Here is a 26,086-nt window from a genome sequence, read left to right on the forward strand (position 1 = left end):
GAAAGCGACGCTCGGCGTAGGGTTCCTCGGCTCGACGGTTGAGATGCGCTCGTGACGCTGGCCACATATCGTGGCGAGTGACGGCCAGTCAGCGGACTTCGCCAAGGTGTACAAGTCGGGATCGCTTCCCGAACGGGCCCTCCGGCGGATCGCCGCAGCTGGCTGCAGGAAATCAAGCCGGGGAAGCGTGGCGGGGCGAATGTCGTCACCATGTGTCCGGTTCGCGTGAGCTGTACGTGGCGATTCCTTCACTTCTTGAACTGCCGCAAGCGTCAACCGGACGATTTCAGCAACGCAGGCAAACGCCCGCTCGGGCATTAGATCTGCTGGCCAATCGCCCGCTCAGCAGCTCGTACGAGCTATTCGAGCCCCTAAAGGGCCTTCGAAATGGGTATGTTCTCCGGCGTCAGGGCAACCGTGTGCGAGGAGAACGACCCGTGGCGGCGCAGCAGAAGTTTGTTTACTCCTTCACCGAAGGAAACAAGGACCTGAAGGATCTTCTCGGCGGGAAGGGTGCGAACCTCGCCGAGATGACCAACCTGGGTCTCCCCGTCCCTCCGGGGTTCACCATCACCACCGACGCCTGCAAGGTCTTCCTGGAGACCGGTAGCGAGCCGGGATCGCTGAACGAGGAGATCACCGGCCACCTGGTCGCCCTCGAGCAGCAGATGGGCAAGCAGCTCGGCCAGCCCGACAACCCGCTGCTGGTCTCGGTGCGGTCGGGCGCCAAGTTCTCGATGCCCGGCATGATGGACACCGTCCTGAACATCGGCCTCTCCGACGCCTCGGTGACCGGGCTCGCCGCCCAGTCCGGCAACGAGCGCTTCGCCTGGGACTCGTACCGCCGCCTGGTCCAGATGTTCGGCAAGACCGTGCTGGGCGTCGACGGCGAGCTGTTCGAGGAGGCGCTGGACGAGGCCAAGCACGCCAAGGGCACCGCCAACGACCTGGACCTCACCGCCGCGGACCTGGAGGCGCTGGTCGCCACCTTCAAGGCGATCGTGCTCCGGGAGACCGGCCGGGAGTTCCCGCAGGACCCGCGCGAGCAGCTCGACCTGGCGATCCACGCGGTCTTCCACTCCTGGAACGGCGACCGGGCCCGCCTGTACCGTCGGCAGGAGCGCATCCCGAACGACCTGGGCACCGCCGTCAACGTCTGCACCATGGTCTTCGGCAACCTCGGCGAGGACTCGGGCACCGGTGTCGCCTTCACCCGCGACCCCTCCACCGGCACCCAGGGCGTCTACGGCGACTACCTGCAGAACGCCCAGGGCGAGGACGTGGTGGCGGGCATCCGCAACACCCTGCCGCTGGCCGATCTGGAGCAGCTCGACAAGAAGTCGTACGACGAGCTGATGACCATCATGCACACCCTGGAGAACCACTACCGGGACCTGTGCGACATCGAGTTCACCATCGAGCGCGGCAAGCTCTGGATGCTGCAGACCCGGGTCGGCAAGCGCACGGCCGCCGCCGCGTTCCGGATCGCCGTCCAGCTCGTCGACCAGGGCCTGATCGACCTGGACGAGGCGCTGCACCGGGTCACCGGCGGCCAGCTCGCCCAGCTGATGTTCCCGCGCTTCGCGCCCACCTCGGAGACCAAGCCGGTCGCGTACGGCATCGCAGCCTCGCCCGGCGCGGCGGTCGGCAAGGTGGTCTTCGACTCGTACACCGCGGTGAAGTGGTCGCGCTCCGGTGAGCAGGTCATCCTGGTTCGCCGCGAGACCAACCCGGACGACCTCGAAGGCATGATCGCCGCCGAGGGCATCCTCACCTCGCGCGGCGGCAAGACCTCGCACGCGGCCGTGGTCGCCCGCGGCATGGGCAAGACCTGCGTCTGCGGCGCCGAGGAGCTGGAGGTCGACACCAAGAACCGCAAGTTCACCACCGCCGACGGCCAGGTCGTGCACGAGGGCGACGTGGTCTCCATCGACGGCGCCAACGGCAAGGTGTACCTGGGCGAGGTCCCGGTGCTGCCGTCCCCGGTGGTCGAGTACTTCGAGGGCACCATCCACGCCGGCGCCGACGTCCAGGGCGGGCTGGTCCAGGCCGTGCATCGGCTGATGTCGCACGCCGACGGCCGCCGCCGCCTCGCGGTGCGCGCCAACGCCGACAACGCCGAGGACGCGAACCGCGCCCGCCGGTACGGCGCCCAGGGCATCGGCCTGTGCCGCACCGAGCACATGTTCCTCGGCGAGGAGCGCCGCAAGGAGGTCGAGCACCTGATCCTGGCGGACAACGACAAGGACCGCGAGACCGCGCTCTCCAGCCTGCTGCCGCTGCAGAAGGGCGACTTCCTGGAGCTGTTCCAGTCGATGGACGGCCTCCCGGTGACGGTCCGGCTGCTCGACCCGCCGCTGCACGAGTTCCTGCCCGACATCACCGAACTGTCGGTGCGCGTCGCCCTCGCCGAGGCCCGCAAGGACCCGAACGAGAACGACCTGCGCCTGCTCCAGGCCGTGCACCGGCTGCACGAGGCCAACCCGATGCTCGGCCTGCGCGGCGTCCGCCTCGGCCTGGTCATCCCCGGCCTGTTCGGGATGCAGGTCCGGGCGATCGCCGAGGCCGCGGCCGAGCGCAAGCTGGCCGGCGGCGACCCGCGCCCCGAGGTGATGATCCCGCTGGTCGGCACCGTCCAGGAGCTGGAGCTGGTCCGCGACGAGTGCGAGCGGGTGCTCGCCGAGGTCGCCGCGTCCACCGGCGTCACGCTGGACATCAAGCTCGGCACCATGATCGAGCTGCCGCGCGCCGCCGTGACCGCGGGTCAGATCGCCGAGGCCGCCGACTTCTTCTCCTTCGGCACCAACGACCTGACCCAGACCGTGTGGGGCTTCTCCCGGGACGACGTCGAGGCCTCCTTCTTCACCGCCTACCTGGAGAAGGGCATCTTCGGGGTCAGCCCGTTCGAGACCATCGACCGCGACGGCGTCGGCGCCCTGGTCAAGAACGCCGCGCAGGCCGGCCGGGCCACCCGCCCCGACCTCAAGCTCGGCGTCTGCGGCGAGCACGGCGGCGACCCCGACTCGGTGCACTTCTTCCACGAGGTGGGGCTGGACTACGTGTCATGCTCTCCCTTCCGGATTCCGGTGGCGCGCCTGGAGGCAGGCCGCGCCGCCATCGAGACGGCGGGAAGCGACTCGCGCTGACACGAAGCAGCGCGGTTCACTGACCGCACCCCTCCGGAAGGGGAGGGGCGTACGGCGGAGCTCGGCGCAGGAGAGCCGCCGTACGGAGCAGCCGGGGCGGGAACGGACAACGGCGTCCGGTCCCGCCCCGGCGGCGTTCTCCGGGCCGGGCACCCGCCCGTCCGCCCGCGCTTGCACCCGTGCGTTACACCTGCGCGTTACGCCTGCGCCACCCGGTCGGGCCGGTGCGGCAGGCTTGGGGCATGAACAGCAGAAACCGCCTGATCGGCCTCGTCGCCGTGATCCTGCTCGGCATCGCCGCCGGGGTCGCCGCCCTGCTGAACGGCGGGAACGGTCCGGACGGTGCGAGCGCCGCGAAGTCCCCGACCGCCGCGCCCACCGGGTCCGCCGCGACCCGGGGCGGAACCGCGGGCGCGCCCCGGCCCTCGGCGCCGGCCAACTCGCCCGCCCCTCGGGCCACCTGGGTGCCCACCGATCCGGCGCTGGCCGACGTCTGTCGCAGCAAGCTGCCCGCCCAGGCCCTCGACACGCTCGGCCTGATCGCCCGGGGCGGCCCCTACCCGTACCGCTCGGACGGCATCGTCTTCGAGAACCGGGAGGGCCGACTGCCCCGCCGGGGGAGCGGCTACTACCACGAGTTCACCGTGGTCACGCCCGGGTCGGGCGACCGGGGGACCAGGCGGATCGTCACCGGCGGCACCGGCGAGCAGTACTGGACGGCCGACCACTACGCCACCTTCCAGGAGGTCGATCCGCGCTGCTGAGGAGCCCGCTGACGGGCCGTCGGAAAATTACTTTCCCTCCTGGAAAGTATGTGACAGAGTGGCAGCACTTGATCCGGCAGCGGGCCGGATTCGACGGCACGTCCGCTCGGGGGAACCGATGGTTGACGACAGGCAGCACGCGCACGAGCAGTCCGAGGAACTCACGCCCGCACAGGCGTTGGAGCTCGCCGAGCGCGCCCGGGCGGCAGCCCGGCGGCCCGCGCCGATGCCCTGGTGGTACCGCCCCGGGGTGGGCGCCGCCCTCGCGGTCTACTGCGCGGCGATCGGGCAGAGCTTCCAGCGGCAGGCGCAGTGGCTGATACCGCTGTGCGCGGCCGCCCTCGCGGCGGTGCTGGCGGCCATAGTGCGGGTGGCCGTGCGCTCCAGCGGGGTCGCCGCGCAGTTCGAGAAGACCAAGGTCCCGCCGAACGTCCTGCGGGCGCTCGGTCTGACCGTCCTGCTGGCGGTGCTGGCCTGGCTCGGCACCTGGTCGGCCACCGGCGAGCAGGGATGGGCCATGGCGGCCGCGGGCGCGGTCGGCGGCCTGGCCGTGTGGGGCGTCATCACGCTGGCCAATCGAGACGTCAAGGAGCAGAGCATGAGCAGCGAGCGGTGAACGGACTCGACCCGATACTCCACCAGCCCACCAGGCTCACCGTCCTGGCCTTCCTCAGCGGGTGCCAGGAGGCCGAGTTCTCCGTCGTCCGCGACTACTGCCAGGTCTCGGACTCGGTGCTCAGCAAGACCGCCTCGGGCCTGGAGGCGGCCGGCTACCTGCGGGCCCGCAAGGGCTACGTCGGCAAGCGGCCCCGCACCTGGCTCGCCGCGACCCAGCAGGGCCGCACCGCCCTGTCGGAGCACCTCGCGGCGCTCCAGCACCTGGCCGCCGCCGCGGAGGCGGCCGGGTCCGCCTCCGACGCCGGAACCGGGGGCGGGGGCGGTGCGGAAGGGGCCGACGGCTGAGCCGGAACGGAGCGCGGGCCCGGTCTGGCGGAGTGTCAGCAGGATCACACCCAGGAGCGGAGGTGGGCCGAACGCCGTGCTGTCCGTGCTCCTTGACAACTCGACAGAGTGCAGAGGCCCCCGAGAACTCCCTGGGAAGTCCCGGGGAGGAACCGGACGGGGCGGGCGCCCGACGCCGACGGCGTCCCGCACCCGCCCCGGACCGGAGCGACCGCTTCAGGCGGCCGACACCAGGGAGTCACCGATCATCGGATCGGTGACCAGGGAGCTGCCGTGTCTAAGGCACTCCTGGTTGAGCGGCGCCGGGTCCGGCGCACTGGGCGAGGTCGCCGCGGCGATCCGCAGCTCGATGATGTCCCGGACGGCGGGCCACTCCTCGTCCAGGATCGAGTAGAACGCAGTGGACCGGACCACCCCGTCCAGGCCGCGGGAATGCGCCCGGCGGACCCCCTCGGAGGTGGCCCCGAGCCGCTCGATGGCGATCCGGGAACGGGTGTTGCGGGCGTCGGCCCGCAGCGAGATCCGCTGCACCCGCCACACCTCGAAGGCGTGCCGCAGCATCAGCAGCTTCGCCTCCGTGTTGATGCCGGTGCCCTGCGCCCGCGGGGACAGCCAGGTGTTGCCGATCTCCGCGGCGTCCGGCACCGCCTCCAGCGGGTCGCCGTGCGGCACGCCCGGCGCGGGCGGCCACACCAGCGGGCCCTGCCAGTAGTCCAGTTCCAGGAACCGGGTCGAGCCGACGACCCGGTTGTCAGCCGTGCTCACGGTGGCGAACGGCATCGACCGGCCCGCCGCCCGATCGGCGAGGGCGCGGGCGATGTACTCCCGGGCGGCCTCCAGGCCGTGCGGAACGGGGGTGAAGGCGTAGGTCGTACGGTCCTCGGAACCGGCCACGGCCAGGGCCGCGGCGTGGTGCTCGGCGAGGGGCTCCAGCCGCACGGTGCGGCCGTAGAGGGTGACGGGTACGGGCACGGATCCTTCGGTCCTTCGGCGGTCGTCGGGTGCCCGCGTGCCGGGTTCGCGGCGCGAGGGCAGTGGTCGTGTCGCCCCGGCCCCGGAGAACGGCCGCCCGGGGGCGCTACGCCAGAGGCTCGGGCGTGCGGCGGGACGGCAGCCCGGAGGCGGGCAGCGCGGTGCCGGTACGGACACGGGTCGACGGACCGATCCGGCGGGATGAGCGACGGGACAGTGTGCGTCCGCGAGATGGCCGAGAGAGAAACGAGATCACGAAGCGAAGCAGGCGGCCAGGTGAAGGCAAGGTGCGCATGGGATGACTGGCAGCGCAACGGACCGGGGCGTGGCCCACGACGTGACAGACGGCGTGGCGCGACGACGCGACGATGCGAGGCAGCGAGAGGACGATACCCGCCAGAAGGCGGTGCGTCACTTCGCGGCGCGCCAGCGGGGGCGCGCGGGTCCTTTCGGCACGCCGCGACGCTCCGCCATCCTACCGGCCGACCCGGGTGCCACGCCCACGACCAGGCACTTTGCCCGGAGGTGAGAGGATTCGAGAGACGGCGTGAAGACTCGTGCGGGGGCGGGAATGTCGGCGGGCCGTCGCACGCTGGACAGATCAGGTCCGAAAGCATTCCGAGACGACGAGACGGAACGGGGATGGGTGCGCCGTGCGTGATCCCAAGGAGCTGTACGAGCTGGAACCGCAGGGCGTGACCGCCCTGGCGGCGGCTCGCGCCGCCGCCGAGGCCGGTACCGGCCTGGTGCTGCTGTACCACTTCGAGGGCTTCATGGATGCCGGCGAAGCGGGCGGCCAGGTCGTCGCGCACCTGCTGGAGCAGGGGGCCCCGCAGGTGGTGGCCCGCTTCGACCACGACCGCCTGGTCGACTACCGGGCCCGCCGCCCCGCGATGACCTTCGACCGCGAGAGCTGGACGGACTACGACCCGCCGGAGATCCAGCTCCAGCTGGTGCGCGACGCGGTGGGCGCGCCCTTCCTGGTGCTCACGGGCCCTGAGCCGGACACCGAGTGGGAGCTGTTCGCGGCCGCCGTCGGCGACCTGGTGGAGCGCTTCGAGATCCGGCTCGCGCTCTCCTTCCACGGCATCCCGATGGGCGTCCCGCACACCCGCCCGGTCGGCCTCACCCCGCACGGCAACCGGGTCGACCTGGCGGCGGGCCACCCCAAGTGGTTCGACCAGGCGCAGGTGCCCGGCAGCGCCCAGGCACTGGTCGAGTACCGGCTCGGCGAGGCGGGGCACGACGTGCTGGGCTTCGCCGCCCACGTCCCGCACTACATCGCCCGCTCCTCCTACCCGGCCGCGGCGGTGGCGATCCTGGAAGCCGTCCAGTCCGCGACCGGCCTGGTCCTGCCCGGCAGCGAGCTGCGGGCCCGGGTCAACGAGGTCTACGCCGAGATCGAGGACCAGCTCTCCCAGGGCGACGGCGAGCTGCGCTCGGCGATCCAGGGCATGGAGGGCCAGTACGACGCGGTCTCCGGTGCGGTCGACCGGGAGAGCCTGCTCGCCGAGGCCAGTGACCTCCCCTCGGCCGACGAGCTCGGCCGCAGGTTCGAGGAGTTCCTGGCCGAGCACGAGCGCGGCGCCGAGTAGGTGCGCCGCCGGCTGTCGACCGTTGCGTCGGTCCTGGCGGGGGTGGCCCTGATCGGCAGCGCGGGGTGCAGTGCGGGGAGGGCCGCCCCGTCGCCGGAGCCCGACCGGGTCTCCCCGACGCCCTCCGCCACCCCGGTCACCGGTCCGTACGTCGCCCTCGGGGACTCCTACACCTCGGGGCTGCGGATCCCGCCCCAGAGCGGCTTCCCGCAGGGCTGCGGCCGCTCCGGCGCCAACTACCCGTCGCTGGTGGCCCGGCAGCTCGCTCTCAAGGAGTTCACCGACGTCAGCTGCAGCGGTGCCCGCACCGGTGACCTGACGGCCGCCCAGCAGACCGAGGACGGCAGTAACCCGCCGCAGTTGGACGCGCTCGGCGCGGGCACCCGGCTGGTGACGCTCGGGATCGGCGGCAACGACGCGGGCTTCCTCGACGTGCTGGGCCGCTGCGCGATCGAGAGCGTCCGACACGGCCTGACCGGTCGGGGCGACGAGGCGCCCTGCCGGGCGTACTACACGACCGGCGCCGGACGCGGTGAGGTCCAGCGGAAGATGACGACCACCGGGGAACGGCTCACCGCGGTCCTCGCGGAGATCAAGCGGCGGGCTCCGCAGGCCGAGGTGCTGCTCGTCGGGTACCCGGCCCTGCTGCCGCAGGACCCGGGCCGCTGCGCCGGAACCCTGGGCGACGGGATCGCCGGTGCCGACGTCGGCTTCGTCGCCGAGCAGGAACGGCAGTTGAACAGCATGCTCCGGCAACGGGCCGAAGCCGCCGGAGCGGTGTTCGTCGACACCTACTCCTCCTCCACCGGCCACGACATGTGCGAGGCCGCGGGCACCCGGTGGATAGAGCCCCTCGCCGCCGAGCAGGGGCTGGCGCCGATCCACCCGAACGCCCAGGGGCAGCAGGGCATGGCCGCCGCCGTCCTGGACGCGCTCCGGCAACAGCACTGACCTCGCCCCCGTCGGCGGGACGACGGGGGCGAGGTCGGTCAGGCGGGTCGGGCGGTCGTCGTGAGCCGGGTCGGGCGGGTGGCCGGGCACCCGCCCCCGGTCAGGCGGCGCGGGCCGTGTGGACGGCGATCCGGACGTCCTCGTCGTCCAGGCACTCCCCGGTGAGCAGGTCGAAGCGCTGCTTGAGCAGGGGCGAGGCCACGTAGACCCGGCCGTCCGGGGTGGAGCCGATCAGGCCCCGGGAGAGGACGTACGCGCCGGTGAACGGGTCGCGGTTGTCGACGGCGTAGAGGCGGTCGTTGCCGTCCCGGAACACGGCGGCCTGGCGGCCGTCCGGCAGCAGGACGGCGACGCCGCGGCCGGGGACCAGCAGGTCCCAGTCGCAGACCGGGGACCAACCGGCGGGGGAGAGCAGTTCGACCCGGGTGGCAGAGGCGGTGATGGTCATCGGGCTTCCTCCAGGATGCGGGCGGCCGGGAACGGGGCGTTGTCGGGGTCGAGGGCGGCGAGCAGCTGCTCCTCGGTGGCCAGCAGCACCAGGTCGGGCTTGACCTGGTCGCGCTCGGGCACGAAGCGGATGCTCGGGTCGGGCACCCCGGGGGCGTTGACGAAGGAGACGAACCGGCGCATCCGGTCGGGGTCGGCCAGGGTCGCCGCCCACTCGTCCTGGTAGTCCCCGATGTGCCGGGCCATCAGGGTCTCCAGCTCGTCGGCGATGCCCAGCGAGTCCTCGACCACCACCTCGCGGACGTGGTCCAGGCCGCCCTCGATCCGCTCCAACCAGGTGGAGGTGCGCTCCAGCCGGTCGGCGGTGCGGATGTAGAACATCAGGAAGCGGTCGATCAGCCGCACCAGCTGCTCGTCGTCCAGGTCCTGGGCCAGCAGGTCGGCGTGCCGCGGGGTGGCACCGCCGTTGCCGCCGACGTACAGGTTCCAGCCGTTGGTGGTGGCGATGACGCCGAAGTCCTTGCCCCGGGCCTCGGCGCACTCGCGGGCGCAGCCGGAGACCGCGGACTTGAGCTTGTGCGGCGAGCGCAGGCCCCGGTAGCGCAGCTCCAGTTGGATCGCCATGGCGACCGAGTCCTGCACGCCGTAGCGGCACCAGGTGGAGCCGACGCAGGACTTCACGGTGCGCAGGGACTTCCCGTACGCGTGGCCGGACTCGAAGCCCGCCGCGACCAGTCGGCTCCAGATCATCGGCAGTTGGTCGACGCTGGCGCCGAACAGGTCGATCCGCTGACCGCCGGTGATCTTGGTGTAGAGGCCGAACTCCTTGGCCACCTCACCGATCACGATCAGCTTGTCCGGGGTGATCTCCCCGCCGGGGATGCGCGGCACCACCGAGTAGGAGCCGTTCTTCTGCAGGTTCGCCAGGAAGTGGTCGTTGGTGTCCTGCAGGGCGCTCTGCTCGCCGTCCAGGATGTGCCCGGAGGCCTCCAACTCGGGCGCCAGCGAGGCGATGATCGAGGCGACCGTCGGCTTGCAGACCTCGCAGCCCTCGGAACCCTCCGGCGCCCGGCCGTGCTCGGCGAGCAGCTGGCGGTGCGTGGGGATCCGCTTGACCAGGACGATCTCGTAGAGCTCGGCGCGGGTGTGGGCGAAGCACGGGCACAGGCCCCGGTCGACCTCGACGCCACCGGCCTCCAGCTCGTCCGCGACGATCGTGCCGAGCAGCTTCACGCAGGAGCCGCAGTTGGTGCCCGCCCGGGTGCACTTCTTCACCTCGGGGACGGTGGTGCACTGGTGGTCGGTGACGGCCGCCCGGATCGTGCCCTTGGTGACGTTGTTGCAGCTGCAGACCACCGCCTCGTCGGGCAGCGCGGAACTGCCGAGCGAGACGGCGGTGTCCGCACCGGCCGGCAGGACCAGCGACTCGGCGGGGACGGGCAGCGGCCGACCGCTGCCCGCCAGCGGGCGGAGCGTGGCGTAGGCCGAGGCGTCGCCGACCAGGATGCCGCCGAGCAGCGCCCCCTCACCGGTGACCACCAGCTTCTTGTAGACGCCGGAACGCGAGTCGGAGTAGACCACGTCGAGCGAGCCGGGCGTGCTGCCGAAGGCGTCGCCGAAGCTGGCCACGTCGACGCCGAGCAGCTTGAGCTTGGTGGAGAGGTCCGCGCCGGTGAACGGCTGCGCGGCCTGCTCGGCGAGCTGCTGGGCCACCGAGACGGCCATCTCGTAGCCGGGGGCGACCAGGCCGTACACCCGGCCGTCCACCGCGAGGGCGCACTCGCCGATGGCGAAGACGTGCGGGTCGGAGGTGCGGCAGTGCTCGTCGATCGCGATGCCACCGCGCTCACCCACCGTCAGCCCGGCCTCGCGGGCCAGCTGGTCGCGGGGGCGGACACCGGCGGAGAACACCACCAGGTCGGTCGCCAGCTCGGAGTCGTCGGTGAAGGACATCCCGACCGCGCGCCCCTCGGCGACGGTGATCGCCTTGGTGCCGATGCCGGTGTGCACCACCACGCCCATCGACTCGATGGTCCGCCGCAGCGCGGCGCCGCCGGCGTCGTCGACCTGGACGGGCATCAGCCGCGGCGCGAACTCCACCACGTGGGTCTCCAGGCCCAGGCCCTTCAGCGCACCGGCGGCCTCCAGCCCGAGCAGGCCGCCGCCGACCACCGCGCCGACCCGGGCCCCGGCCGCGTACGACTCGATCGCCTGCAGGTCCTCGATGGTGCGGTAGACGAAGCAGCCCTCGGCGTCCCGGCCGTCCACCGGCGGGACGAAGGGGTACGAGCCGGTGGCCAGCACCAGGGTGTCGTAGGAGAGGGTGTGCCCGGCGGCCGTGGTGACGGTCCGGGCCGCCGGGTCGAGCGAGACGGCGGGGGAGGAGAGGTGCACCTCGAACCCGTGCCGATCGGTGAAGCCCTCTTCGGCGAGCAGCAGGTCGTCCGCGCTCCGGCCGGAGAAGTAGGAGGTCAGGCCGACCCGGTCGTAGGCGGGCCGGGGCTCCTCGGCGAGGACGACGACCCGGTAGCGCTCAGCGGCACCGGTGTCGGCCAGGGCCTCCAGGAAGCGGTGGCCGACCATGCCGTAGCCGACCAGGAGCAGTGTGGGCTTGGTGGTGGTCATCGGGAAGTCCCTCCGAGGTCGTGCTCCGGACGGTGGGCGGTCGGAGCTGGCCGGGTGCCGCCGGATCACCGTCGCTCCGGGGCGCAGCACGCCTCCGGTCCCGCCGGAGGCCCCGACCGGGGGCGGGCCTCCGGCGGTCCGCGACCCGGTCGCTGTCGTGGCACCGAGCATGCTCGGAGGGTGTTTCCCGACCGGGGCCGCCCTGTTTCCCCGTCGGAACTTCGGCCTCAGCGGCGCCGGGTGGCGGCTGTGAGAGCTGCCGCGCCCCGCCGCGCCCCATTACCAGGCAGCGGGCCCGCACGGGGGCAGGACCACCGATCCGGAACGTGATTCGGGGAGAAGTCGGTACGAGGGGATACCCGAGTGCGTACCCTGCACGCAGGGGAGCGGATTCGAAGATCCGGTCCGCGTCCGGCCGGGAGCTGGCATGACAACAGACGTGCAGGCGAGGGGCCGTGCAGCCCGCTCCGCAGTGCTGCGCGAACTCCTGCTGCTCTGGGACGAGGCCCGCCGGGCCGGCGGCCGGGAGGTCACCCAGAAGCGGCTGGCCAGGATCGGCGGCATCGGCCCGTCCACCCTGCACGGCTGGCTCTCCGGACGGTCGGTGCCCCGCGAGGTGGACCGACTCACCGCCGTGGCCGGGGAGTTGGCCCGGGCCGCGGGCAGGCCGGTGCGGCCGGCATCCTACTGGGCCGCCCTGCTGGAGGCCGACCGCCTCCGGGCCCCGCTCCCCCGGCAGCGGGCCGACGGTGCACCGGGCGGGTCCGCCCCGGCCGCACCGTGCCCGTCCGTCCGGCGGCCGGCGGCCGCCAGGGGAACGACGGTCGTCCGGGCCACGGCCGTGGCCCGGACCGGGGACGGCACGGGTCGCCGGGTCCGGTCGGCGGTGGTCGGCACCGGCGGTACCCGGCGCGCAGCGGGCGGCGGCCCCGGACCGGCCGGAGCGCGGTTGGTGAACCGCTACCGCTCGGCACCGCCCGCCGCCAGGGCCGTCGTCGACGCCGCGCTGGACGCGGTGCGCCTCGGCCACCGTCCCGTCCTGCCCGCGGCACTGCTGGCGGCGTCCGCCCCGCACTACCTGACCTCCGGGGAGCGCAACGCCCTCCGCCCCGGCTGGGTCGCCGACGGGCTGGAGTACCTGCGCAAGGCCGTCCCCGGGACGGGCGCGCTGCTGACCACCGGGGATCCGGCGGGCGACCCGGCCGGGAGCGGCCGGGCCGTGCTCGGCCGGCCGCCGCGCGGCACCGCGGCGCCCCGCGGTGCGGAGGTGGCCCGGTCGACGGGCGGCCACCAGGTGCGGCTCGCCGAAGCCCTGGTGCGGCAGTTGCGCCCGGAACGGGAGGGGCGCACGATCCCGGCCGGGCTCTGGGAGTGCCTGGCCCGGTACGCCCACCCCGCCGACCGGTCCGCCCTCGCGCGGTCGGCGGCGACCCGGGGCCTCACCCGGATCGCGGTCGGGCTCTGCGCCTCCGCCGCCGAGGCGGGGGACCCCGCCGCGCTGTCGGTCGGCGCCGCCCTGCTCACCGAAGCGGGACGCACCGCCGAGGCCGCCGACTGGTACGGCGCGGCCGCCGACAGGGGGGTGCCGGGGGCCGCGGTGCGGGCGGCCGAACTGCTGGAACGGGACGGCAGGTTCGAGCAGGCCGTCGACTGGTACGACCGGGCCGCCCGGACCGGGGACACCGACGCCCACTGCCGGGCCGCCGAACTCCTCGGCCGCCGCGGCGAGACCGCACCGGCACTGCACCGCTTCGCGGAGGCCGCCCGGGCCGGCCACCCCACCGCCCTGCACCGGGCCGGGCGCCTGCTCGCCGGACTCGGCCGCACCGACGAGGCACTGGAGTGGTTCGAACGGGCCGTGGCCGACGGGCACTCCGAGTCCGCCGCCGACTGCGCCAGGCTCTGCGCCGCCGCCGGCCGGACCGACGAGGCGGCCGTCTGGTGGGAACGGGCCTGGGCCCGGGGCACGGTGGTCGGCGTCCACGAGGCGGCCGGGATGCTGGAGGCTGCCGGTCGGATCGACGAGGCCGCCGCCTGGTACGAACGCGCGGCGGTCCACGGGGACGAGACCGCCTGGCACGAGGCCGCGGCCCTGCTCGCCGGGCAGGGCCAGTACGGCAACCTGCCCTGGTACGCGCACATCGGCGACCCGCAGGCACTGCGCGGACGCGCCGAGCAGTGCGAGCGGGACGGGGACCCGGACGGGGCGCTGGACTGGTACCGGAAGGCGGCCGAAGCGGGCTGCGAGACCTCCCGGTACCAGGCCGCCGACCTGTTGGAACGGCACGGCGACACCACCGGCGCCGTCCACTGGTACGAGCTCGCCGCCGCCCACGGCGACGTCTACGCGATGCGTGAACTCGGCCGCCTGCTGGGCGAACTGGGCCGCTCCCGGGAGTCCGTCGGCTGGTACCGGGCCGCGGCCGCGGCGGGTGACCGGCACGCCCTGCCCACCGCCGTCCGGAGCGCCGCCCCGCTCGCGCCGAACCTCGAACGGTGGGCCCCGCAGGCACCCGCCCTGCGGGCCGCGCACCCCGCACCGGCCGCCCGCACCCGCGACGAGGGAACCCACCGGGCCACCGCCACCGCCCCGGCCGACCGCTCCGGGCCCGCACTGCTGGACGAGGCGGTGGAGCTGCTCAAGGAGGCCGGCCGGTTCTTCGAGGCCGGTCTGCTGCTGCGCTCCACCGACAGCCCGGAGCGGGAGCGGCTGCGCGAGGCGTCCCGGATGCTGTCCGGATCGACCTGCGGGGACGGGGCCATCGCCTGGGTGCAGCGGTTCGCCGACAGCGGCGACCGCCGGGCCGTCCAGGAGGCCGCCGAGATGCTGGAGAGCCGGGGCCGGGTCGACGACGCACTCGCCTGGTACGGGAGGGCGGCGGACCAGGGCGACCGGGGCGCCCTGCTCGCCGCGGCCCGGATGCTCGCCGAGCGCCGCCAGCCGCAGCGCGCCCTGGAGTGGTACCGGCGGGCCGCCGACGCGGGCGACCCGCTCGCCCACCGCGAAGCGCTGATGCTCCTCCAGGAGCACGAGGACGAAGGCCGGCCCGGCCTGTCCGGCGCGCCCGCCGCGGCGGGCGAACTGCGCAGCAACGGTTGGGAGCCGGACGCGCTCCCCGCCGCGCCCTGGTCGGCCGCCCCGCCCGGCGCACCTGCCGGGGGCGAACCGTCCGGAGCCGGGCCCGCCGCACCCGCCACGCCTGGGCCGTCCGGCAGGCCGTCCGGAACCGAGCAGGTGCGTCGTCCGCGGGTTCTCCGGCAGCCCGGTGACCCCGGTCGTACGCAGCCCTGATCCGTACGCGGCCCTGACCTGCACACAGCCCCGCCCCGCACGACCCCGCCCCGCACGGCCCCGGCCCAACGGCCCCGTGCGCCACCGGCGGGGCGCGGCCGGGCCGCTCACCCCCGCGGGACGTTCGGTGAGAGCCGGGTAACCACCCGTGACCGGTGGGCAACCGGGCCGAAACAGGCGTCCGGCAAGGTGGTGGCATGACCACCACTTCGCTCCCCGGCCGCGTCGCCCCGCTGCGGGTGCTGCACGCGGCCCGCCGCCCGGCCCTGGTGCTGGTGGCGCACGGCTCGCACGACCCGGCCGCGTCCGCCGAGCTCTCCCGGTTGCACGCCCGGTTGCGGCGGTCCCGGCCGGAGCTGGACATCCGGCTCGGGCACCTCGGCCTGAACGACCCGCTGCTGCCCGAGGTGCTGGACGAGCTGAGCGGCCGGGTGGTCCTGGTGCCGCTGCTGCTGGGGCGGGGCTACCACAGCAAGGTGGACATCCCCCGGACGCTGTCCGCCGCGCCGCACCTGGCGGGGGAGTGCGCCCCGCCGCTGGGCCCCGACCCGCTGCTCACCGAGGCGCTGGCCGACCGCCTGGTGTCGGCCGGTTGGCGGGGCGAGCCCGTGGTCCTGGCCGCCTCCGGCTCCCGCGACCGGGACGCCGCCGAGGACAGCGGGACGCAGGCCGAACTGCTGGCGGCCAGGCTGGGCGTCACCGTCCGGCCGGGGTACGTGACGGCGAACGGTCCGAGCGTCGCCGCCCGGGTCGCCGAGTTCACCGCCGAGGGCCACGCGCGGGTCGCCGTCGCCTCCTACTTCACCGCACCGGGCGACTTCGCCCGCCTGGCCGAGGCAGCGGGCGCCGCGCTGACCTCCGCCCCGCTCGGCGACCACCCCGCCCTGGCCCGGCTGGTCCTGGAGCGGTACCAGTCCTGCCTCTCCCGGGCCGTGCGCCTGGTCGGCTGACCCCCGGTCACGTCGCACCCCGCGCCCGCCGCCCCCGGCCCCGCCGGACCCCGCAGCAGCCGTCAGCCGTACGCCACAGCCGTCAGCCACACCGTCAGCCGTCAGCCGTCAGCCGTCAGCCGTCAGCCGTAGCCGTCAGCCGTAGCCGTCAGCCGCACGCCGCGGCCGCCACCGGCACGTCGCTCCCGCACACCGGTCCGCGGCGCTCGGTGGGCAGGTCGCGGACGCGGCGCATCGGCGAGCACCAGAGGATCAGGGCGGCCAACGGCACCCCGACGGTCATCAGCCACATCGCGGGCCGCACGCCGAGCTCGGTGCCGAGGACGCCGGCCAGCAGCGCGCCGAGCGGGATGGACCCGAAGTTGAGCACCGCGCTGCTGGCGGAGAGCCGGCCGAGCAGCTCCGGCGGGCAGTAGCGCTGCTGGAAGGTCGACTTGATGACGTTCCCGGCGACGACCCCGCAGGAGGCGCCGAACCCGCCGAGCAGGTACCAGGCCAGCCCGGTGCCGCGGCCGGTCAGCGGGATGAGGACGGTCAGCGCGGGCAGGACGAGCTCCAGCAGCAGCATCGCCCGCGAGGTGCCGAGCCGGGCGGCGATCCGGCGGGCGACGGCCGCCCCGAGGACGCCGCCGGTGGAGGCGAGCGCGACCAGCAGGCCGACGGTGCCCTCGTCGACGCCGACCTCGCGGATCAGGAAGACCACCAGCAGCGACTGGTAGCCCGTCAGGACGAGGTTGGACGCGGCGCCGAACAGCGCGAAGGTGCGGAACCAGACGTCGGAGGCGAGCAGCCGCAGCCCTTCGCCGATTTCCCGTCCCAGCGCCCGGCGGGGCCGCTGCTCGCGGCCGGTCTCGCGGTGCCCGATCCGGGCGGTGCACCAGAGCGAGAGCAGGAACGTCGCGGTGTTGGCCAGCAGCCCGTTGACCGGCCCGGCCAGTTGGGCGATCAGGCCGCCGCTGCCCAGCCCGGCGATGCCCGCGGCGGAGGCGCTGCCGTGCAGCTTGGCGTTGCCCTCGGGCTGGTCGGCGGGTTCGAGCAGGTGCGGCAGGTACGCGGTGTACGCGGTCTGGAAGAACACCCCGGCCGCCCCGGCGAGCAGCGCGACGGCCAGCAGGTGCCACAGCGTCAGCACCCCGGCCAGCGCGGCCAGCGGCACGGTGGCGTACAGCAGCAGCGAGACGGCGGTCGCGGCGAGCATGATCGGGCGGCAGCGCAGCCGGTCCACCCACACCCCGGTCGGCAGGCCGATCAGCAGCCAGGGCAGCCAGCCCGCGGCGCCGAGCAGGCCGACCTGGAGGGTGCTCGCGTGCAGGGTGCTGACGGCGATCAGCGGCAGGGCGAGGCCGGTGACCGCGGAGCCGTACTTGTTCGCGGTCTCGCCGATCCACAGCATCCGGAAGTCGTGGTGCCGCCGCAGCAGTCCGGCAGGAGCAGCGGCAGCGGCAGCAGTAGCGGCGGTGGCAGTGGCAGCGACAGCGGTACGGCGGGAGCGGGGGAGGGGTGCGGTCATGGCCGGTCGGGGTCCTTTCGGGGCAGCGCCTGGATCTGGACGATGACCGGTCGCGCCGCCGGGTCGGGCGCGGCGTCCGGGTCGGGGGTGTGGCGGGTGACCACGGCGTTCAACTCGTCGATCAGGGCCTGGAGCTGGGCGGGCGTCAGCCGGAGGTTGCTCCAGTCGGAGACGGAGCCGGTGCCGTGCCACTCGCCCGGCCAGCCGGCGGCCAGCGAGTCGGCGACCCGCTGGTACTGCCGGCGCAGGTTCTCGGCCTGGTAGACCGAGAGCGCGGCGCGGGCGGCCGGGTCCCGGTCGAAGTCGGTGGCGGCCAGCACGATGGCGCCGCCCACGGCGCGCCACCAGCGTTCCCGCTTGGTGCCGCGGCCGGTCTCCTCCTCGATGAAGCCGTGCTCGGCGAGGTGCCGCAGGTGCCAGCTGATGGTGCCGGTGGACTCGCCGGTCCGCTCGGAGAGCCGGGCGGAGGTGGCGGGGCCGTTCAACCGCAGCTCGTCCAGCAGCCGCATCCGCAGCGGGTGGGCGAGCCCGCGCAGCGAACCGGCGTCCAGCCTCCGGCGCGGCGCCTGGTCGGAGTGCGGGGCGGGGTCTTCGGGGCGGTGCTCGTTCATGGCCCCACCCTACGATGCAGAGGACTCTCTGCATAGATCTCTCTGCAAAGGAGTCTCGGCTTTTTCGGGAGCGCCCGGCCACTCCCCAACTCCCGCGCGTTGTGGGAGAGTCCGCCCATGAACCGGCTGGCCGCCCCCCTGCGCTTCCTCACGGAACTGATCGCCTGGGTGGCCGCACCCTGGGCGCTCGCCCCGCACTCGATCCTGCTGGCCGTCCTCGCGGACCTGCTGCTGATCGGTCTGCCCACGGTCCTCGCCACCCCGGGCGACAAGGAACAGGTGCTGGTGGCGGTGCCCGGCTGGGCCACCGTCGGCCTGGTGCTGCTGCAACTCACCGCCGCGGTCGTCGCGACCTGGTGCGCGTGGCCGACCTGGGCGGCGGTGCTCACCTGCGGCCTCGCCGCCGCCTGCCTGGTGACCGAACGGCCGCGCTGGCGCCGCCTGCTCGCCGCCCCGCGTTCGCGCGCCGCATGACCGGATGTCCGTCGTCCGGCGTACGGTGACTGGCATATGAAGAACACGGTTCCGTACGATCCGCAGTCCGAGGCGCGCTGGGTGCCCGAGCCCGACAAGCGGCCCGGCCGCACCGCCTTCCAGCGCGACCGCGCCCGGGTGCTGCACTCCGCCGCGCTGCGTCGGCTGGCGGGGACGACCCAGGTGGTCGCGCCGATGCGCAGCGACTTCCCGCGGACGAGGCTGACGCACTCGCTGGAGTGCGCGCAGGTCGGCCGGGAGCTGGGCGCGGCGCTGGGCTGCGACCCGGACCTGGTGGAGACCGCCTGCCTGGCCCACGACATCGGCCACCCGCCGTTCGGCCACACCGGCGAGGAGGCGCTCGACCAGGCCGCCGAGGCCTGCGGCGGCTTCGAGGGCAATGCCCAGTCGCTGCGCATCCTGACCAGGCTGGAGCCCAAGCGCTTCGCCCCGCCGGACGAGCCGGGGGTCCGGCTCGCCCCGTGGCCCGGCCGCAGCGTCGGCCTGAACCTGACCCGCGCCGCGCTGGACGCCGCGACCAAGTACCCGTGGGCCCGCGGGCAGCACCCCGCCGACCCCGGCTCCACCAAGTACGGCGTGTACGGGGACGACCTGCCGGTGTTCCGCTGGATGCGCACCGGCGCGCCCGACGGCCGCAAGTGCTTCGAGGCCACGGTGATGGACTGGTCGGACGACGTCGCCTACTCCACCCACGACGTGGAGGACGGCCTGCAGGCCGGCCACATCGACCCGGCCGCGCTGCGCTCCCCGGAGGAGCGGGCCGAGCTGTTCAAGACCGCCGAGCGGTTCGCCGCGGCCGCTCCGGAGGAGTTCGGCGAGGCCCTGGACCGGCTGCAGGCCCAGGACTGGTGGCCGGTCGGCTACGACGGCACCGCCCGCGCCCGGGCCGGGCTGAAGGACCTCACCAGCCAGCTGATCGGCCGCTTCTGCCTGGCCGCCGAGCAGGCCACCCGGGCCCGCTACGGTCCCGGCCCGCTCACCCGGTACGCCGCCGAGCTGGTCGTCCCGCGCGGCGTCCGGCTGGAGTGCGCGGTGCTCAAGGCGGTCGCCGTCCGGTACGTGATGCAGCGCGACGAGCAGGCCCAACTCCGCTCCCGCCAGCGGGTGGTGATCGCCGAACTGGCCGACGCCCTGCTGAACGACGCCCCGCACCACCTGGACCCGGTGTTCGCCGCCCAGTACGAGGAGGCCGAGGACGGCCGCGCCGCGCTGCGCACCGTGATCGACCAGATCGCCACCCTCACCGACGCCTCCGCGCTGGCCCTGCACGCCAAGCTGGTCGGCTAGCCGTCCCGCCCCGGGCCCGGGGACGGCACGCCCGGACTGTCACACCCGCTCCCGTAGACTTTCCCGGTGGCCGGTCGGATCAGGGACGAGGATGTGCAGGCGGTGCGTGCCGCCCTGCCGATCGACGCCGTGGTCGGCGACTACGTGCAACTGGCGGCCGGGGGCGGCGCGCAGCTGAAGGGCGTCTGCCCGTTCCACGACGAGAAGTCGGCCTCCTTCTACGTGCACCCCGGCAAGGGCGTCTTCCACTGCTTCGGCTGCGGCGAGTCCGGTGACACGATCACCTTCCTGATGAAGATCGAGCACTGCTCGTTCGCGGAGGCGGTCGAGCGGATGGCCGCCCAGGCGGGCATCACCCTGCGCTACGAGGAGGGCGGCTACAGCCCGCGGCACCAGCAGGGCGAGCGGACCAGGCTGGTCGAGGCGCACAAGGTGGCCGCCGCCTGGTTCCAGGAGCAACTGGCCACGCCCGAGGCGGAGATCGGCCGCCGCTTCCTGGCCGAGCGGGGCTTCGACGAGGCCGCGGCCAAGCACTTCGGGGTGGGGTACGCCCCGGTCGGCTGGGAGCACCTGGTGCGCTTCCTGCGCGGCCGCGGCTTCACGGACAAGGAGATCTCGGTCGGCGGCCTGGCCTCGCAGGGCCAGCGCGGCGGCCTGATCGACCGCTTCCGGGGCCGCCTGGTCTGGCCGATCCGGGACAGCGCGGGCGACGTGGTGGGCTTCGGCGCACGCCGCCTGCGCGAGGACGACAACGGCCCCAAGTACCTGAACACCCCCGAGACGCCGATCTACAAGAAGTCGAACGTCCTGTACGGCATCGACCTGGCCCGCAAGGAGATCGCCAAGTCCGGCCGGGCGGTGGTGGTCGAGGGCTACACCGACGTGATGGCCTGCCACCTGGCGGGCGTCACCACGGCGGTGGCCACCTGCGGCACCGCCTTCGGCGAGGACCACATCAAGATCATCCGTCGGCTGCTGATGGACACCTCCACCTACCGCGGCGAGACGGTCTTCACCTTCGACGGCGACGCCGCGGGCCAGAAGGCCGCCCTGCGCGCCTTCGAGGACGACCAGAAGTTCGCCGCCCGCACCTCCATCGCCATCACCCCGGGCGGCATGGACCCGTGCGAACTGCGCCTGGCCCAGGGCGACGAGGCGGTCCGCGCCCTGGTGGACAACCCCGTCCCGCTGTTCGAGTTCGCGCTCCGCTCGGCCGTCGCCCGGCACCGGGTGGACACCGCGGAGGGCCGGGCCGCCGCCCTGGAGGAGGCCGCCGGGATCATCGTCAAGATCAAGGACCGCTCGATCCAGCACGAGTACGCCGTCCAACTGGCCGGCATGGTCGGCATCCTGGACGAGCGCTTCGTGGTCAACCGGATCGCCCAGCTCGCCCGCTGGCAGCGCGAGAACCAGCAGAACGGCCAGCAGCGCACGCTGCGCCGCCCGGACGCCGCCCAGCCCGCCCGCCCGGTCCGCCCCGAGCGGCCCGCCTTCCGGCTCAACCCGCGCGACCCGGCCCAGTTCGTCGAACGCGAACTGCTCAAGCTCGCCCTCCAGCACCCCGACCTGGTCAGCCCGGCCTTCGACCAGTACGGCGAGGACGAGTTCCCCACCCCGCCGTACCGCGCCGTCCGCCGCGCCATCGGCCGGGCCGGCGGCACCGCGTACGGCGCGGGCCTGCCCGACTTCACCGCCGCCGTCCGCGAGGCCAGCCCGGACGACCAGGTGCGCGGCCTGGTCACCGAGCTGACCGTCGAGCCGATCCGCTCCCGCCGCAAGGCCGACCAGGTCTACGCGGGGGAGTTCCTGGTCAAGCTGCGGCTGCAGGCCGTGGACCGGCGGATCGACGAGGTCCGCGCCCACCTGCGCCGCCTCGGCGACCGCGCCACCGCCGAGGAGCTGCACCCCGTCCAGAGCGAGCTGTGGGCCCTGCAGCAGTACGGCCAGCAGCTCCGCTCCCGCGGCGCCGCCGCGCTCTGACGGTCGGTCGGTCCGGCCCGCCCGCGCGGCACCCGGCCCGCCGGGCGGTGCCTTCCGGCGACCTCGGGGCCGCTCGCAGGTGCCCGGGCCCACCGGGCTGGGTATCCCCTCGGGTGTGGCGCGGCACCCCCAGGCCGCGCGCGGCCCCTGGAGGGATGCCCGTGGAGCTTTCCGTCGCCCGCCCGCCCCAGACCACCCCCGCCCGGGGCGCCGCGATCCCGCCCCAGTCCGGCCCGTCCCGCCCCGAGCACCCCGCCACCGACACCGCCCCCGCGGCCGAGGAGGAGCCGACCGCCGAAGGGCCGACCGACGGGGATCCGGCGGCCGGGGAGCCGACCGCCGAGGAGCTGGCCGACGAGCCGCCGGAGCCCGCGCTCGACGAGGGCACCGGCCCGGCCGCGGACCTGCTGCGCCAGTACCTGCGGGAGATCGGCCGGATCCGGCTGCTGACCGCGGTCGAGGAGGTGGAACTGGCCCGCGCCATCGAGGCCGGCCTGTTCGCGGAGGAGGCGCTGGATCGCCTCCCGGACGCCGACGAGCGCCTGCTCGGCGACCTGGACCGGCTGGTGGTGCTCGGCCGGATCGCCAAGCGCCGCCTGATCGAGGCCAACCTGCGGCTGGTGGTCTCGGTCGCCAAGCGCTACGTCGGGCGCGGCCTGACCCTGCTCGACCTGGTCCAGGAGGGCAACCTGGGCCTGATCCGGGCGGTGGAGAAGTTCGACTACGCGCGCGGCTACAAGTTCTCCACCTACGCGACCTGGTGGATACGCCAGGCGATGAGCCGCGCCCTGGCCGACCAGGCCCGCACCATCCGGGTGCCGGTGCACGTGGTGGAGCTGATCAACCGGGTGCTGCGGGTGCAGCGTGCGCTGCTGCAGGAGCGCGGCGTCGAGCCGACCGCCGCCGAGGTCGGCGAGGCGCTGCAACTGTCGCCGGAGCGGGTCCGGGAGGTCCTCAAACTGGCCCAGGAGCCGGTCTCGCTGCACACCCCGGTCGGCGAGGAGGACGACGTCGCCCTCGGCGACCTGATCGAGGACGCCGACGCCGCCTCACCGGCCGAGAGCGCCGCCTTCCTGCTGCTGCGCGAGCACCTGGAAGCGGTGCTGGCCACCCTCGGCGAGCGCGAGCGCCAGGTGGTCCAGCTCCGCTACGGCCTCGACGACGGCCGCCCCCGCACCCTGGAGGAGATCGGCCACCTGTTCGGCGTGACCAGGGAGCGGATCCGGCAGATCGAGGCGAAGACCCTCGGCAAGCTCCGCGACCACGCCTTCGCCGACCAGCTCCGCGGCTACCTCGACTAGGGGTGCTCCGGCGGCCCCGACCCGCTCCGCCGACTCAGTGGTGGAACCCGCTGCGCTGCGGCATCCCCAGCTCGCTGAGCGGCGCGGGCTGGCGCTCCAGCTCGGGCAGCAGCCGCCGCAGGTCGGCCAGCAGCAGGTCCGCCAGGTCCCGGGTGAACCCGTTGCGGCACACCACCCGCAGCACCGCCAGGTCGGTCCGCCCCTCCGGGAAGGTGTACGCGGGCACCTGCCAGCCGCGTTCGCGCAGCCGCCGGGAGACGTCGAACACGTCGAACGGGCAGTCCTCGGCGGTGGTGAACGCGAACACCGGCAGTTCGTCTCCCCTGGTGATCAGCCGGAACGGCCCGAGCTTCTCGATCTCCGCCGCCAGGTAGCCGGCGACGTCCCGGCAGGCCTGCTGGATCGCGTGGTACCCGGCGAACCCGAGCCGCAGGAAGGCGTAGTACTGGGCGACCACCTCCGAGCCCGGCCGGGAGAAGTTCAGCGCGAAGGTCGGCATCTCGCCGCCCAGGTAGTTGACCCGGAACACCAGTTCCTCGGGCAGCGCCTCGCCGTCCCGCCACAGCGCCCAGCCGACGCCCGGGTACACCAGGCCGTACTTGTGGCCGCTGGTGTTGATCGAGGCCACCCGGGGCAGCCGGAAGTCCCACACCAGGTCCGGGTCCAGGAACGGCGCGACCATGCCGCCCGAGGCCCCGTCCACGTGCACCGGCACGTCCAGGCCGGTGCGCTGCTGGAAGGCGTCGAGGGCGGCGCAGATCTCGGCGATCGGCTCGTAGGAGCCGTCGAAGGTGGAGCCGAGGATGCCGACCACGCCGATGGTGTTCTCGTCACAGTGCGCCACCGCCTGCTCCGCGTCGAGGTGGAAGCGCTCGCCCTCCATCGGGACGAGCCGCGCCTCGACCTCCCAGAAGTTGCAGAACTTCTCCCAGCAGACCTGCACGTTGACGCCCATCACCAGGTTCGGCCGCGCCCCGGCCGCGTACCGGTCGGCGTTGCGGGCCATCCAGCGCCGCTTGAGCGCCATCCCGGCGAGCATGCAGGCCTCGCTGGAGCCGGTGGTCGAGCAGCCGACCGCGGCGGCGGGGTCGGGCGCGTGCCACAGGTCGGCCAGGATCGCCACGCAGCGCCGCTCCAGTTCGGCGGTCTGCGGGTACTCGTCCTTGTCGATCATGTTCTTGTCGCGGCACTCGGACATCAGCCGGTCCGCGTACTCGTCCATCTGGGTGGTGACGAAGGTCGCCAGGTTCAGCTTGGCGTTGCCGTCCAGCATCAGCTCGTCGTGGATCAGCTGGTAGGCGACGGGCGGCGGGACCGGCACCCGGGGGAGTTGGTGCAGCGCCGGGGCCTGCTGCATCGCGCCCAGCGGATCGGTCAGTACGTGCAGCGGGCTGAACGGCAGCCGCTTCTCCTCGTCCTTCTTGCCCTTGTGCAACGCCATGGCGGAACGTCCCTCCACTCGTGGAACCTCCACGGTGGCACCGGGGCGGGGCGCCCGCACATCAGGCGGCGGGTCAGGCGGTCTCGGGGTGGTACTGCTCGCGCAGGGCCGCGAACTGCTGGCGCACCGCGCTGCCGACCGCCAGGTCGTGCTCCTGGTCGGGGGCGAGCACGGTCAGGTCGGGCAGTTCCCAGTGCGGGGGCTCGGGCGTCCCGGCGAGGGCCCAGGCGGCCTGCCGGGCCGCGCCGCGGGCCGCGTGGTCGCCCGGCGGGGGCACCACCACGGGCAGCCCGAACAGCTGCGGTGCGATCTGCTGCACGGCGGGCAGCCGCCCGGCCGTCCCCAGCAGGAAGACCCGGTTCACCGCGACGCCGTGCCCGCGCAGCACGTCCAGCGCCTCCGCGAGGTTGCACAGCATGCCCTCGACGGCCGCCCGGGCCACGTGCTGCGGCGCCATCGACTCGACCCGCAGCCCGGTCAGGGTGCCCGCGGCGTGCGGCAGCTTCGGGGTCCGCTCGCCGTCCAGGTAGGGCAGGAACACCATCCCGTACGCGCCGGGCGAGGACTGCAGCGCCAGCTCGGACAGGCCCTCCAGGTCGGTGCCGAACATCGCGGCGGTGGAGCGCAGCACCTGCGCGGCGTTCAGGGTGGCCACCATCGGCAGGTGCCGCCCGGTGGCGTCCGCGAACGAGGAGACCAGGCCGGACGGGTCGACCACCGCCCGGTCGTGCACCGCGAAGATCGTCCCGTTGCCGCCCAGCGACACCACCGCGTCGCCGGGGCCCAGTCCGAGGCCGAGCGAGGCCGCCATGTTCTCCCCGGTGCCGGCCGAGATCAGCAGCCCCTCGGGGGTGTGCCCGGCGGGCTCGGCCGGGCCGAGCACGTCCGGGACGGCCAGCTCGTGGCCGAGCGCCAGCTTGATCAGGTCCTGCCGGTACTCGCCGGTGACCGGCGACCAGTAGCCGGTGCCGGAGGCGTCGCCGCGGTCCGTGGTGCGCCGCTTCGGACCGCCCAGCAACTGGGAGACCAGCCAGTCGTGCGGCAGCAGCACCTCGGCGATCCGCTGCGCCGAGGCCGGTTCGAACTCGGCCAGCCAGCGCAGCTTGGCGATGGTGTAGGTGGGGCCGGGGACGGCGCCGATCGCCTCCACCCAGGGCTGCGGCCCGCCCAGGGCGTCCAGCAGCGCGGCCGCCGAACCCGCCGAGCGGGGGTCGTTCCACAGCAGGGCGGGCCGCACCAGCACGCCCCCGGCGTCCAGCCCGATCAGGCCGTGCTGCTGCGCGGACACCCCGATCGCCCGGACGCCCTCCAGCAGGCCCCCGGCGGCGGCGTCGCCCAGCGAGTGCAGCCAGGTCTGCGGGTCGACCTCGGTGCTCCGGCCCTCCTCGCCCTCGGGCAGCGGGTGCGGGGCCCTGCCCTGCCTGAGCACGGCGCCGGTGTCGGCGTCGCACGCGACGATCCGGGTGCGAGTGGTGGAGCTGTCGATGCCCGCGACGATGGCCATGCCGAGATCATGCCGCAGTCGACGGCCGGGGCGGGGCCGACTGCCGCAAGTGTTGCCCAGTCGGTACCGGAACCACCCCGTCCGACGACCGTCCGGCGACCGTCCGACCCGGTCCGGGGGCCCGGCGGGATGCTCCTATGGACGTCAAGCTGCAGGAGCGAGGTCGGTCTGGTTGATGCGTTGGGTTGTCGGTGTCCTGGTGAGGGCGCGGTAGATCTCGCGGGCGACGAAGCGCTTGAGGCATCGCATGAT

Annotated in this window: 19 protein-coding genes; 12 read left to right on the forward strand and 7 right to left on the reverse strand. The window is 74.1% G+C overall.

What is annotated here, in order from left to right; genetic code table 11:
- Positions 1–437: 437 nt before the first annotated feature.
- The 4 genes from ppdK (at position 438) to QSK52_RS22905 (ending at position 4,873) form a co-directional block, all read left to right on the forward strand.
- Positions 438–3,146, forward strand: a complete 2,709-nt coding sequence (gene ppdK, locus QSK52_RS22890; RefSeq protein ID WP_285737998.1) for a pyruvate, phosphate dikinase — start codon at positions 438–440, stop codon at positions 3,144–3,146.
- Positions 3,147–3,388: 242 nt separating this feature from the next.
- Positions 3,389–3,910 carry a ribonuclease gene (locus QSK52_RS22895; protein WP_285737999.1) on the forward strand — a complete coding sequence of 174 codons (522 nt, stop codon included), beginning with the start codon at positions 3,389–3,391 and terminating at the stop codon, positions 3,908–3,910.
- A 118-nt stretch (positions 3,911–4,028) separates the two neighbouring features.
- Positions 4,029–4,526 carry a hypothetical protein gene (locus tag QSK52_RS22900; RefSeq protein WP_285738000.1) on the forward strand — a complete coding sequence of 166 codons (498 nt, stop codon included), beginning with the start codon at positions 4,029–4,031 and terminating at the stop codon, positions 4,524–4,526.
- Complete coding sequence (locus tag QSK52_RS22905) at positions 4,523–4,873, forward strand: transcriptional regulator (RefSeq protein ID WP_285738001.1); 351 nt, start codon at positions 4,523–4,525, stop codon at positions 4,871–4,873. The genes QSK52_RS22900 and QSK52_RS22905 overlap by 4 nt, the downstream gene beginning before the upstream one ends.
- 216 nt (positions 4,874–5,089) lie before the next feature.
- Here QSK52_RS22905 and QSK52_RS22910 read toward each other — a convergent pair whose 3' ends face one another.
- Positions 5,090–5,845 carry a GNAT family N-acetyltransferase gene (locus QSK52_RS22910; protein WP_285738002.1) on the reverse strand — a complete coding sequence of 252 codons (756 nt, stop codon included), beginning with the start codon at positions 5,843–5,845 and terminating at the stop codon, positions 5,090–5,092.
- 653 nt (positions 5,846–6,498) lie between these two features.
- Here QSK52_RS22910 and QSK52_RS22915 point away from each other — a divergent pair.
- Both QSK52_RS22915 and QSK52_RS22920 read left to right on the forward strand, forming a co-directional pair.
- Complete coding sequence (locus QSK52_RS22915; protein ID WP_285738003.1) at positions 6,499–7,440, forward strand: PAC2 family protein; 942 nt, start codon at positions 6,499–6,501, stop codon at positions 7,438–7,440.
- Positions 7,441–7,482: 42 nt separating this feature from the next.
- Positions 7,483–8,391 (forward strand): SGNH/GDSL hydrolase family protein, encoded by a 909-nt coding sequence (locus tag QSK52_RS22920; RefSeq protein ID WP_285738004.1) that lies wholly within the window; start codon positions 7,483–7,485, stop codon positions 8,389–8,391.
- 100 nt (positions 8,392–8,491) lie between these two features.
- Here the strand turns inward: QSK52_RS22920 and nirD are convergent, their stop codons facing one another.
- Positions 8,492–8,839 (reverse strand): nitrite reductase small subunit NirD, encoded by a 348-nt coding sequence (gene nirD, locus QSK52_RS22925; RefSeq protein WP_285738005.1) that lies wholly within the window; start codon positions 8,837–8,839, stop codon positions 8,492–8,494.
- Positions 8,836–11,463, reverse strand: a complete 2,628-nt coding sequence (gene nirB, locus QSK52_RS22930; RefSeq protein ID WP_285738006.1) for a nitrite reductase large subunit NirB — start codon at positions 11,461–11,463, stop codon at positions 8,836–8,838. Before nirB ends, nirD begins: the two co-directional genes overlap by 4 nt.
- A gap of 427 nt (positions 11,464–11,890) precedes the next feature.
- Here nirB and QSK52_RS22935 point away from each other — a divergent pair, with 427 nt between their 5' ends.
- Positions 11,891–14,755 (forward strand): tetratricopeptide repeat protein, encoded by a 2,865-nt coding sequence (locus QSK52_RS22935; RefSeq protein WP_285738007.1) that lies wholly within the window; start codon positions 11,891–11,893, stop codon positions 14,753–14,755.
- 197 nt (positions 14,756–14,952) lie between these two features.
- Entirely contained in the window at positions 14,953–15,705 is a 753-nt protein-coding gene (locus QSK52_RS22940) for a sirohydrochlorin chelatase (protein ID WP_285738008.1), read from the forward strand.
- Between the two features lie 148 nt (positions 15,706–15,853).
- On the opposite strand, the gene QSK52_RS22945 is transcribed toward QSK52_RS22940, so the two are convergent.
- Together QSK52_RS22945 and QSK52_RS22950 are read right to left on the reverse strand one after the other, a co-directional pair.
- Positions 15,854–17,215: an MFS transporter gene (locus QSK52_RS22945; RefSeq protein ID WP_285738009.1), complete on the reverse strand. Its 1,362-nt coding sequence runs from the start codon at positions 17,213–17,215 to the stop codon at positions 15,854–15,856.
- Complete coding sequence (locus tag QSK52_RS22950) at positions 17,212–17,826, reverse strand: helix-turn-helix domain-containing protein (RefSeq protein WP_285738010.1); 615 nt, start codon at positions 17,824–17,826, stop codon at positions 17,212–17,214. Before QSK52_RS22950 ends, QSK52_RS22945 begins: the two co-directional genes overlap by 4 nt.
- A 117-nt stretch (positions 17,827–17,943) precedes the next feature.
- Here QSK52_RS22950 and QSK52_RS22955 point away from each other — a divergent pair, with 117 nt between their 5' ends.
- The 4 genes from QSK52_RS22955 (at position 17,944) to QSK52_RS22970 (ending at position 22,889) form a co-directional block, all read left to right on the forward strand.
- Positions 17,944–18,300 (forward strand): hypothetical protein, encoded by a 357-nt coding sequence (locus tag QSK52_RS22955; protein ID WP_285738011.1) that lies wholly within the window; start codon positions 17,944–17,946, stop codon positions 18,298–18,300.
- 36 nt (positions 18,301–18,336) lie between these two features.
- Positions 18,337–19,608 (forward strand): deoxyguanosinetriphosphate triphosphohydrolase, encoded by a 1,272-nt coding sequence (locus tag QSK52_RS22960; RefSeq protein WP_285738012.1) that lies wholly within the window; start codon positions 18,337–18,339, stop codon positions 19,606–19,608.
- A 66-nt stretch (positions 19,609–19,674) separates the two neighbouring features.
- Positions 19,675–21,588 carry a DNA primase gene (dnaG, locus tag QSK52_RS22965; protein WP_285738013.1) on the forward strand — a complete coding sequence of 638 codons (1,914 nt, stop codon included), beginning with the start codon at positions 19,675–19,677 and terminating at the stop codon, positions 21,586–21,588.
- 155 nt (positions 21,589–21,743) lie between these two features.
- Positions 21,744–22,889, forward strand: a complete 1,146-nt coding sequence (locus QSK52_RS22970; protein ID WP_285738014.1) for an RNA polymerase sigma factor — start codon at positions 21,744–21,746, stop codon at positions 22,887–22,889.
- A 34-nt stretch (positions 22,890–22,923) separates the two neighbouring features.
- Here the strand turns inward: QSK52_RS22970 and QSK52_RS22975 are convergent, their stop codons facing one another.
- Positions 22,924–24,330 carry a glutamate decarboxylase gene (locus QSK52_RS22975; RefSeq protein ID WP_285738015.1) on the reverse strand — a complete coding sequence of 469 codons (1,407 nt, stop codon included), beginning with the start codon at positions 24,328–24,330 and terminating at the stop codon, positions 22,924–22,926.
- Positions 24,331–24,403: 73 nt separating this feature from the next.
- Positions 24,404–25,834, reverse strand: a complete 1,431-nt coding sequence (locus tag QSK52_RS22980) for an FGGY family carbohydrate kinase (RefSeq protein ID WP_285738016.1) — start codon at positions 25,832–25,834, stop codon at positions 24,404–24,406.
- Positions 25,835–26,086 lie beyond the last annotated feature (252 nt).

It is taken from the genome of Kitasatospora phosalacinea, from assembly GCF_030268885.1.
Classification (GTDB): domain Bacteria; phylum Actinomycetota; class Actinomycetes; order Streptomycetales; family Streptomycetaceae; genus Kitasatospora; species Kitasatospora phosalacinea_C.

Bases quoted from the DNA above. Each gene is read 5' to 3' on its own strand.
- QSK52_RS22900 (WP_285738000.1), top strand. From the start codon at position 4,029: ATGGTTGACGACAGGCAGCACGCGCACGAGCAGTCCGAGGAACTCACG.
- QSK52_RS22975 (WP_285738015.1), bottom strand. From the start codon at position 24,330: ATGGCGTTGCACAAGGGCAAGAAGGACGAGGAGAAGCGGCTGCCGTTC.
- QSK52_RS22945 (WP_285738009.1), bottom strand. From the start codon at position 17,215: ATGACCGCACCCCTCCCCCGCTCCCGCCGTACCGCTGTCGCTGCCACT.
- nirD (WP_285738005.1), bottom strand. From the start codon at position 8,839: ATGACCATCACCGCCTCTGCCACCCGGGTCGAACTGCTCTCCCCCGCC.
- QSK52_RS22940 (WP_285738008.1), top strand. From the start codon at position 14,953: ATGACCACCACTTCGCTCCCCGGCCGCGTCGCCCCGCTGCGGGTGCTG.
- QSK52_RS22980 (WP_285738016.1), bottom strand. From the start codon at position 25,834: ATGGCCATCGTCGCGGGCATCGACAGCTCCACCACTCGCACCCGGATC.
- QSK52_RS22895 (WP_285737999.1), top strand. From the start codon at position 3,389: ATGAACAGCAGAAACCGCCTGATCGGCCTCGTCGCCGTGATCCTGCTC.
- QSK52_RS22950 (WP_285738010.1), bottom strand. From the start codon at position 17,826: ATGAACGAGCACCGCCCCGAAGACCCCGCCCCGCACTCCGACCAGGCG.
- QSK52_RS22955 (WP_285738011.1), top strand. From the start codon at position 17,944: ATGAACCGGCTGGCCGCCCCCCTGCGCTTCCTCACGGAACTGATCGCC.
- QSK52_RS22960 (WP_285738012.1), top strand. From the start codon at position 18,337: ATGAAGAACACGGTTCCGTACGATCCGCAGTCCGAGGCGCGCTGGGTG.
- QSK52_RS22970 (WP_285738014.1), top strand. From the start codon at position 21,744: ATGCCCGTGGAGCTTTCCGTCGCCCGCCCGCCCCAGACCACCCCCGCC.
- QSK52_RS22935 (WP_285738007.1), top strand. From the start codon at position 11,891: ATGACAACAGACGTGCAGGCGAGGGGCCGTGCAGCCCGCTCCGCAGTG.
- nirB (WP_285738006.1), bottom strand. From the start codon at position 11,463: ATGACCACCACCAAGCCCACACTGCTCCTGGTCGGCTACGGCATGGTC.